Origin of the sequence: Synechococcales cyanobacterium T60_A2020_003, assembly GCA_015272205.1 — a bacterium.
Classification (GTDB): Bacteria; Cyanobacteriota; Cyanobacteriia; order RECH01; family RECH01; genus JACYMB01.
In genome coordinates, this window is record JACYMB010000329.1 from 1 (window position 1) to 5,101 (window position 5,101).

The window sequence follows — 5,101 nt, forward strand, 5'->3', positions numbered from 1 at the left end:
GTACCTCAACTCACGCGCCTCTCATCCCGACGCTGACCTTTCAGGTACATCGCGGGGCTTGCCGTCTAAAAGCTAAATTTTTAGCACGATTCAGGTCGGTAGAGTAGGTCGCATCCTGCTTTGTCGCGGCTAGCCCGACTGTTCGGGGATGAGACAACGCATGGACAGGCGCAGAGGCGATCGCCAGACTTGCCAAGACCATCATTCCAGAGATAGCGTGAATGTTCATGAGTGTGACTCCATAAAATAAAAACGCCCCACCTAGAGCAACCAAGACAGGGCGATCAACCGATGAAAATTTAGAGTCCACTTCCCGATGACAGCCAGCGGGCAGCATCCTTGGCATGGTAGGTCAAGATCAAATCTGCACCCGACCGCTTAAAGCTGGTCAAGGTTTCCAGCACCACCCGTTCTTCATCAACCCAGCCATTGAGCGCTGCAGCCTTAATCATGGAGTACTCACCCGATACGTTGTAGGCCGCCACCGGGAGATGGGTCGCTTCCTTGACCCGCCAGATGATGTCCATATAGGCCAGCGCAGGCTTCACCATCAGCATATCTGCGCCTTCGGCGATATCCAGCTCGATTTCCTTCAGGGCTTCTCTACCGTTAGCGGGATCCATTTGATAGGTGCGGCGATCGCCAAACTGGGGCGCAGACTCCGCCGCATCGCGGAAGGGCCCGTAGTAGGCCGATGCATACTTGGCCGCGTAGGACAGAATCGGCGTATCTTGATAGCCCGCCTCATCCAGCCCTTGGCGAATCGCTTGGACAAACCCATCCATCATTCCCGATGGCGCAATGATATCTGCCCCCGCATTGACTTGGGAAACAGCGGTTTTCTTCAGCAGTTCTAGGGTTGGGTCGTTCAGGACGCGTCCGGTTAAATCCCCCACTTCTAAATAGCCGCAGTGCCCGTGGGAGGTGTACTCACACAAGCAGGTATCAACAATGACCACCAAATCAGGAACCGCGTTCTTAACGGCAGTGGCAGCCTGCTGCACGATGCCATGATCGTGCCATGCCCCGGTGGCTTCGGTATCTTTCTCCGTTGGGATACCGAATAGGATCACCGCCGGAATACCGAGGTCATACACCTCTTTCGCTTCCTCTACGATTTTGTCAATCGAGAGTTGATAAACCCCCGGCATCGATTTCACTTCATTGGCGATGCTTTCGCCCGGTACAGCAAACAGAGGATAAATTAAATCGTTAGTCGTTAGAACGTTTTCACGCACCATCCGGCGTAGTTGGGGATGATTACGCAAACGACGAGGACGATGGGTTGGAAACATAATTTTCTAATTGTGCGAATCGCAGCGCATGAACTGACTCTGAAAACCGCTAGTTTCAAAAACTAACCTCGATCCAGTCTAAAACGTTCAATGCCTTGAAAACACACGGGCTAGGTAACGTTCTGTAACATATTCCGGGCATCAACGCGATCGCCCATGTTGGGGTACTGAAATAAAAAATCCCTGAATCTGACGCTCATCACTCCTAGGACAGGGGAGGAGAAGCCGATCAATTCAGGGATTCAATCACGATATGGAGCGAAACAGAAGATAAACCGTCTTACTGAACCATCAGATCCTGTACTTCAAGCTGAAGCTGGGGATCGTTCAGTACCGTGTCCATAATTTCGTTAAAGCGCTCTGGAGCAAGGCCGCTAGCCGCAATCACATCCTGCTGCTGTGAAGCTACATCCTGCTCAATTGCTTCGATCTGTGCCAAAGCCGTTTCAAAGGACGATTGTTCCTCCGGTGTTGCCACCCCATTGGCAGAACCAGATGTAGGTTGCTCCTGGCTTTGATAGATTTCGTAGAAGCGATCGCGTTCCAGTCCTGACTGGTCGATAGCCTGAGAAATTTGTTCTTGCCCCGTTTGCTCGATGGTTACTAAATGGGGAATTGTAGCGGCAAACTGTTGTAATTCATTCGTGCTGATATCTGGCGAGGTTTCTTCCATCGTGGGCGATTGGAGCAGCGAGTCTTCTTCGACCTCAGTTGCCTCCACGTTTTCATCTATCTCACCTGCCTCAGACGCATCTGGCAGAACCTCGGTTTCAGACGCATCTATTTCCAGAGACTCTACCCCAGGCATTTCAACTTCGGAAGACTCTGATTCCATCGCTTCATCATCGGACATTGGAACGTCCACAGACTCCACCTCAACAGACTCTGTTTCGGAAGGAATCATTTCGATGGATTCAGGATCTACCGACTCTGTGCTAGGGGTCTCCCCAGACTCCGCTTGAGACACCAGCGAATCTTCTACTACCTGCGTTATCGGTCTGGATTCCCCTGCCCAGGACGGCACAGACAGCGCCGCACTTAGGCTAATAATGCCAGCGATTCCAGGAACCACCTTCATCCAAACACGATTGCTGTTAGAAATCATGGATACTCTCCTTGGCTACATAAGTGATGGTCAGGTTGCGCTATGGTCGGCTCAACCGTTTTCGTGTCGAAGCCAACGCTTCACAACTCACTAGAAAAACCTGACGATCAACAACTGATTCAATGGGTTAGCCGCGAGGACGTTCGTTAGAATACTCCTGCCCTGCGGCTCCCCTATTTGCTCAGCGTGTTAGTTTGCTGTGCCGCCTTCACCGTTTGCAGGAGCGTCAGCACTGGAATCTGCGGGAGCTTCGTCAGAAGGCTCTTCCATTTTGCCGTCCGCTTCAGGAGCCATTTCGTCAGCGGCCTTATCTTCCGCAGGAGCCATTTCGTCAGCGGATTTATCTGCGTCTTCCATTGCGCCAGGTTCTTCGGTCGCAGGCTCAACGTAGGTTTCAGTTTGACCAGGCTCTACGGTGGATTCTGCATCGGGAGATACTTCGTCCACACCACTGGAGCACGCGCCCAGAATCGCTAAAGCTGCAATTGCAAGAGTTGTTCCTAAAAACTTCGTCATGAAAACCTCCAAAACAGCGTAATTCCGCTGCTCAAAATTAACTAGTGGTTAGGCCAATCCATTCGGCAAGTTGTCATTGCACGAGGTGTGCCCTTACTTAGTCATTAGGTTAAGAAATGGTTGTGGAGATTTCGTGGAGGTTGAGCTATCAAGCCTTTCGACTGGTGCAAACAGCAGGAAAAATCTTGGACGGTGCGATCGCCCTATCCCTGATCAACCTGTGCTTTGACCCAGGCGCGGATTGTCCGCCGCAGGGCGAGTCGTCCCTGTTCTCGATGATCCGCAATGAGTTGGGGAAGTTGTTTCACGTCCACCATCGGAAAGATTTGGCTCCGATCTTGTTCTATATACCCGTCTTCTTGAAGGAGAAAAATGTAGAGTTGTCCCTCGTCGTAACACCACAGTTCGGGTACGCCCAGACGTTTGTAAATGGGAAAACGATCCAGGGATTTACTCGTAATATCAATTTCGAGCGCTAGATCGGGAGGAGGATCATAGTCAAGGTTAAAATCGAGCTTACCCCGAATCCGGGCTTCATTTTGGAAGTAGAAGCAATTGTCGGGTTCCAGTCCTGCTTGCTTCACCTGGCGTCGCCACGTAGTAGAGCCATAACTTTCATAGTCTTGTTCCAGAGTCTCGGCCATATCTTTGATAGCATCGCCAATCGTTTCCTTAAAATACTCATGTTCAGGTAATGGGGTCATAATTTCGAGAATGCCATCGCAGTACGCTAGGCGAGCAGCACGATGGTTGCCTAAGTCTTGCAGTAGGTTTTCAAACTGTTCCCAGGAAATGTTGTGGAGCAGCACGCGATCGGCACGTCGCTGGAGTTGTGGCGATGTCTGATGGGGCGTTGCGATCATTTGTTGCCTCCTCCCCTTTGGTTCGGTATTCTCTAGTGTAACGGAGCAACGTTATCCATGCGCTATTTAGTAACCACCTACGCCGATCGCCTCCCGACCGATGCCCCGCTGATTATGGTGGATGGTACGGTTCCGGGCTGGATGCCTAAACTGGGCGATCGCCACTACGATCATCACCATCCCGGCGGGGCCGATATTCAGATTGACGAGATGCCCTTGCCGCACGAGGCGATCGCCCCAAACACCTGCTTTGTAACCACGATGGTCGATGCCGATGCCTGTTGTGCCGCCGCCTGGATGCAGCTATCCCCCCAAGACTTGACTGAAGAAACGATTTCACGACTGCGGGCGATCGCGTGGGATTGTGATCACCTTTCGGTTCCCGACTCCCTAAACCACTATGCCGAGTTTGCAGCGAAGGCCGTAGCCACACTGAAACATGACGGGCAGTCGGTTGCAACGGAGATGGGACTGCCGAGCAACAAGAAAGAGTGGACGCTAGATCAGTCTGAAGCCTACGCCTCGGAGGCATTTCGACGGGGAACAGAGTGGCTGATTGCAGCGGCAAAGGGCGATCGCCCCTATCCGGGCACGCAGGGTGAAGCGGATCACTACTGGGAGGCGATCGCCAACGATGCCCAGTGGCTTCTAAAAACGCAACGAGTCTATCTTGTGGACGTGAAGGGAGACAAGATAGGGCTGTGTGATATCCAAGGTGTAGATAGCAGTATTGATCCTCGATCCTTCTATCAAGCTCTGGCTCAGTTGTCCCCCTTAGATGCATTACGACCCGAAACATTGACCGTTAGAGAGCATCGCTTAGGGGGACGACAGTACACCTTAGGCACGATTCCCCTCCACCCAAAACATAAGGAAATAGATTATACTCGCACCGTCTTCCACACCCTTTCTCTGGCGGAACGTGCCTATAAAAGTGATGCAGATCCGTGGGGTGGACGACGAACCGTAGGCGGTTCTGCATGGAATCAGCCTTCCCTATTATCGCCAACGGAGGTCATCAAAATTGTGACGGAGAGTGATCATTGATAGACCTAATAGTCTAGTTTTATTCGTTCTACGACAAAAGTTCTGAAATTTTTGATCCCCAGGGCTTTGTTGCATGATTAGAAAAACGGTCAGGTTCGCCTTGAGAGTGTCCTGGTATTAACCTTCAACCTTGTAGCTATCGGGTTTAGCGATCTGAATCATGCGGTTGAGCGCAACACATTTGATGAACAATTCCACGGCTTGATTGTCAAATTGACGTGCACTGAGATTGCCCCCCAAAATAGTCTTAAAGCGGAACATGGTAGTTTCAGCAA

At 51.4% G+C, this 5,101-nt stretch carries 7 protein-coding genes; 1 reads left to right on the forward strand and 6 read right to left on the reverse strand.

The annotated features are described in order from the left end of the window. Positions 1-40: 40 nt before the first annotated feature. The 5 genes from IGR76_16275 to IGR76_16295 form a co-directional block, all read right to left on the reverse strand. Positions 41-229 (reverse strand): hypothetical protein, encoded by a 189-nt coding sequence (locus IGR76_16275; GenBank protein MBF2080023.1) that lies wholly within the window; start codon positions 227-229, stop codon positions 41-43. A gap of 70 nt (positions 230-299) precedes the next feature. Then, complete coding sequence (gene hemB / locus IGR76_16280) at positions 300-1,295, reverse strand: porphobilinogen synthase (GenBank protein MBF2080024.1); 996 nt, start codon at positions 1,293-1,295, stop codon at positions 300-302. A 280-nt stretch (positions 1,296-1,575) separates the two neighbouring features. Continuing rightward, positions 1,576-2,400 carry a DUF4168 domain-containing protein gene (locus IGR76_16285; protein MBF2080025.1) on the reverse strand — a complete coding sequence of 275 codons (825 nt, stop codon included), beginning with the start codon at positions 2,398-2,400 and terminating at the stop codon, positions 1,576-1,578. Positions 2,401-2,589: 189 nt separating this feature from the next. Continuing rightward, entirely contained in the window at positions 2,590-2,916 is a 327-nt protein-coding gene (locus IGR76_16290) for a hypothetical protein (protein MBF2080026.1), read from the reverse strand. 203 nt (positions 2,917-3,119) lie between these two features. Beyond that, entirely contained in the window at positions 3,120-3,779 is a 660-nt protein-coding gene (locus tag IGR76_16295) for a Uma2 family endonuclease (protein MBF2080027.1), read from the reverse strand. A gap of 57 nt (positions 3,780-3,836) precedes the next feature. Between IGR76_16295 and IGR76_16300 the strand changes: the two genes are divergently transcribed. Further along, positions 3,837-4,826, forward strand: coding sequence for a hypothetical protein (locus tag IGR76_16300; GenBank protein ID MBF2080028.1), 990 nt, complete (start codon positions 3,837-3,839; stop codon positions 4,824-4,826). Between the two features lie 117 nt (positions 4,827-4,943). Here IGR76_16300 and IGR76_16305 read toward each other — a convergent pair. Continuing rightward, positions 4,944-5,101 (reverse strand): IS5/IS1182 family transposase (locus tag IGR76_16305; GenBank protein MBF2080029.1); only part of this gene is annotated, 158 nt, incomplete at its 5' end.